At 28.9% G+C, this 2475-nt stretch carries 2 protein-coding genes; both read right to left on the bottom strand.

What is annotated here, in order from left to right:
• The coding region (locus tag VLM92_RS16135) for a methyl-accepting chemotaxis protein (RefSeq protein WP_325277344.1) at positions 1–1284 on the bottom strand (1284 nt) is incomplete at its 3' end.
• A gap of 415 nt (positions 1285–1699) precedes the next feature.
• Positions 1700–2475, bottom strand: a 776-nt coding sequence (locus tag VLM92_RS16130) for an ATP-dependent DNA helicase (RefSeq protein WP_325277343.1), incomplete at its 5' end; no start/stop codon positions are given.

Here is a 2475-nt window from a genome sequence, read left to right as displayed (position 1 = left end):
ACCCGCTCTAGCAGCTTCCACAGCAGCATTTAATGCTAATATATTTGTTTGGAATGCAATATCATCTATTGTTTTTATAATTCTTCCAATTTCATTAGAAGTAAATGAAATTTCTTCCATAGCTTTAACCATTTGTTTCATTTGCTCATTACCGTCTTCAACTTCACGCCCTGCACTCAATGATAAAACGTTAGCTTTCTCTGCATTATTTGCAGTATCTTTAATTTTATCAGATATTTCTATAATAGTTGCAGATAGCTCTTGAATTGCACTTGCTTGTTCTGTTGCACCTTGTGATAACATTTGTGATCCGCTTGACACTTGATCTGATGCTGCCCCAACTTCTTCTGAAGCTGCATTTATTTGTGACATTGTTTCACTTAAATCATTAGTTATTCTAATCACTGATTTTTCAATATTTTTAAACACTCCTATATATTCTACTTCAGGTGCAGTATCAAAATTACCTGATGCAACTTCTCCTAAAACACGAACTGTGTCATTTATAATTTCCTTAGTTTTATTACTCATTTGGCGCATACTATTTGATAAAATACCTAATTCATCTTCTGATTCATAATTAATAGTAATATCAAAGTCACCATCAGCCATTTTATTTGCAGCTATTTCTATTTCTTCAATTGGATCCTTTAATTTCTTTGTAATATACAGAGCTATAACTATTCCTGCTGCTATAGCAAATAAACCCATCGCAGTAGAGATAAAACTTGTTTTTGATACTGTATCTTGTACTTGTTTATTAAATTCAATACCGTTAGCTTCTGCATCTTCATAAAGAGCTGTTGTATTTTCTACAGCCTGCATATATGCTTGATAATATTCACTATCCCCGCTTGTTGCCATTTCTTGTGCAGTCTCATAATCCCCTTGATCTATAACTTCATAAATTTTTAAGTATTGTTGCCTTAGCTCAGCTATCGAGCTTTCAATATCATCAATTAATTTTTCTTCTCCTGAAGAATCCTCACGAAGTATTTTAATTCTTTCATTAATACCCTCAAAGTTTTTCAGAGCTAAACCTTTAAAATCTTTAGTAGTATTAGGTGTAAAAACTGCATTCATAAGATTCTGGTCAGTGTAAACTACATCTCTACGAATTCCCATAGATTGATTTGTTGATTGATAAGGCCCCTCAAATAATTCCTGACTTAGTTTTCCTGCTTTCTTTAAATTAGATTGTGCATAAGCATTTGCAAACACTGTAAGTATCAACAAAACAATAAAAGATATACCTATCTTTTTACCTATTTTTAAATTTTTCATATATTCCTCCCTATAATTTTATTTGTTATGATTTCGGCTACATCATATAATATTTTTTTGTATTTAAATAATGAATTTAAATAACCCTATATCGTACCGTGACACATTTTACCATAATATTACATATTTGTAAAATATAAACATTTATTTTTTAGAGTTTTATTTTTTTAATGTCATATACTGTTTGCAAAACAAAAATACCGTCGATTTTTTTGACCTGCATTGATATTATTGATGTCATTTATAATAATTGTATTTTCTTGTGTTATAATTTCATTTATAAGATTTTAATTATATAAATTAGTGTTATTTATCTTAATAAAAAATATGAGATTTCAATTTGTATAGATTTTTTGATAAAGAAAAGGAGCTAATCTCTATTTTAGATAGCCCCTTTATGTTTATAAATATACTTTTATCTATTCCAGAATCTATTACATTCTTCTTTTACATCTTCACTTTTTCTGACTCTAATATTAGGAAACCATTCATAAGGAAATAAGCTTTGATACCTTCTTTGAGAATATCTACTATCTAATAACAATATTATCCCTTTATCTTCATCAGTTCTTATACATCGCCCTGCTGCTTGAAGTACTTTTATCATTCCAGGATATACATAAGCATAATCAAACCCTTTATTTTCTTCATCTAAATAGTTTTTTATTATATCCCTATCTATCCCTATCTGAGGCATGCCTACTCCTACAATTATAACTCCTATAAGCTTGTCATTTGTTAAATCTATTCCCTCAGAAAAATGACCTCCAAGTACACAAAATCCCACATGAGTCTCTTTGTTTTCTTCATCAAACATAGATAGAAATTGCTCTTTAGATTCTTCACTCATATTACTTTCTTGGATTACTGCATTTATATCTGGATTATTTTCTCTCATTTTTTCAAATACAAGTTCCATATACTTGTAAGATGGAAAGAAAACCATATAATTTCCTTTTTTAGATTGTACACAATTTACTATATATTTTACTATTTCATCACTAGTTTCATTTCGTTTCGAATAAGTTGTGGCTATATTATCTGCTATGATAATTAGCCTATTTTTTACGTCAAAAGGGCTTCTTAAATTAATAATATAATCTTCTTCTTTTGAACCATACATATCTTTGAAATAATCCATTGGAATAAGAGTTGCCGAAAATATTATAGTAGCTTTAGCTTTTTTCATTT

This window comes from Romboutsia sp. (assembly GCF_035470145.1).
In the GTDB taxonomy this organism is placed as follows: domain Bacteria; phylum Bacillota; class Clostridia; order Peptostreptococcales; family Peptostreptococcaceae; genus Romboutsia_D.
This window is presented reverse-complemented; position numbering and strand designations above follow the sequence as displayed.